Below are 1,205 nucleotides of genomic sequence, written 5' to 3'. Positions count from 1 at the left end.
CTAGTGCCTCGTCATGCAGCCTTGAACGGGTAATCCGGGTGGCGGATCTTGGAGTTGATCGCGAATCCGGATTTCGGTCGGGCGCGTTGGTTGCGCCAGCGGATGTAGTCGCCGATGGCGGCGTCCTGCTCGGCGTGGCTGCGGTGGTCGGTGCCGTTGAGAGCGAAGTACCGCACCGCGGCGAACTCGGCCTCGATCCAGTTCAGCCACGACGCGTAGGTCGGCAGGAAGACGAGGTCGACCTGGTTGGCGGCGCACCAGGCGCGGACCTCGGGGTGCTTGTGTGGGGAGAAGTTGTCCAGGAGCAGGTAGAGGCGTTGGTCGGGCCAGCGGCGGCGCAGGGTCTTGAGGAAGCTGAGGAACTCGCGCCAGCGTTTCCGGTCCCGGATGCGGTAGTGCAGGCGTCCGGTGGCCAGGTCGAGGGCGGCGATCATGTGGCGTACCCCCTGGTCACGGGTGTAGGTGGCCCGCAGCCGCACCGGCTGGCCCTTCGGGCGCCAGGCCCGGCCGGGGCGGGGCTGCAGGTTCAGCGGCCCGAACTCGTCCACGCAGATCACCCGCCCGTCGGTGGGTGGGTGGTCGTAGAGGTCCAGGATCCGGCGCATCTTGGTGGTGAAGTCGGGGTCGTTGCTGGCCTTCCACGTCTTGGTGGCCTGCCAGGACACCCCGCGTTCGTGCAGGATCCGCCGGATCGTCTCGACGCTGATCGCCGCGACGTAGCCGGCCTCGATGAGGTAGTCGCGCAGCTTTGCCAGGGACCAGCAGGAGAAGGGTTTGCCGAGGAAGCGGGGGTCGCACCGGGCGATGACGCAGATCCAGTCACGGGTCTGCTCATCGATCCGTCTCGGTGCGCCCCCGCTCCATTTTGGGTCCAGCGCGTCGAACCCCCGCTCGTTGAACGCGTGGATCACGTCGCGGACATAGTCCTCGCTGGTCTTGAGCAGGTGAGCGATGTCCGGGGCCGGCTGGCCCTGGGCGGACATCAGCACCACAATCGCCCGGCGCAGCTTCACCGGGTCCTTCGCGGTCCGGGTGATCCGCTGCAACCGCTGACCCTCGGCCATCGACACCTGCCGGACGAACACCTCCGGGCGTCTACCCACCCGGCACCACCTCCCACAGCCTCATGCGTTGGGAGACAGCCTGCCCGACACGTACCCAGAACCGACGGATTACACGATCAACGTTCAAAGACGCGGCACTAG

At 67.4% G+C, this 1,205-nt stretch carries 1 protein-coding gene; it reads right to left on the bottom strand.

The annotated features are described in order from the left end of the window. Window positions 1-11: 11 nt before the first annotated feature. Entirely contained in the window at window positions 12-1,103 is a 1,092-nt protein-coding gene (locus tag FXF52_RS41065) for an IS630 family transposase (protein ID WP_255472953.1), read from the bottom strand. Window positions 1,104-1,205: the final 102 nt, after the last annotated feature.

It is taken from the genome of Micromonospora sp. MP36 (genome assembly GCF_008119785.1).
Taxonomy (GTDB): Bacteria; Actinomycetota; Actinomycetes; order Mycobacteriales; family Micromonosporaceae; genus Micromonospora.
Note: the sequence above shows the minus strand (reverse complement) of the source record. Positions and strands in the feature narration are given on the sequence as shown.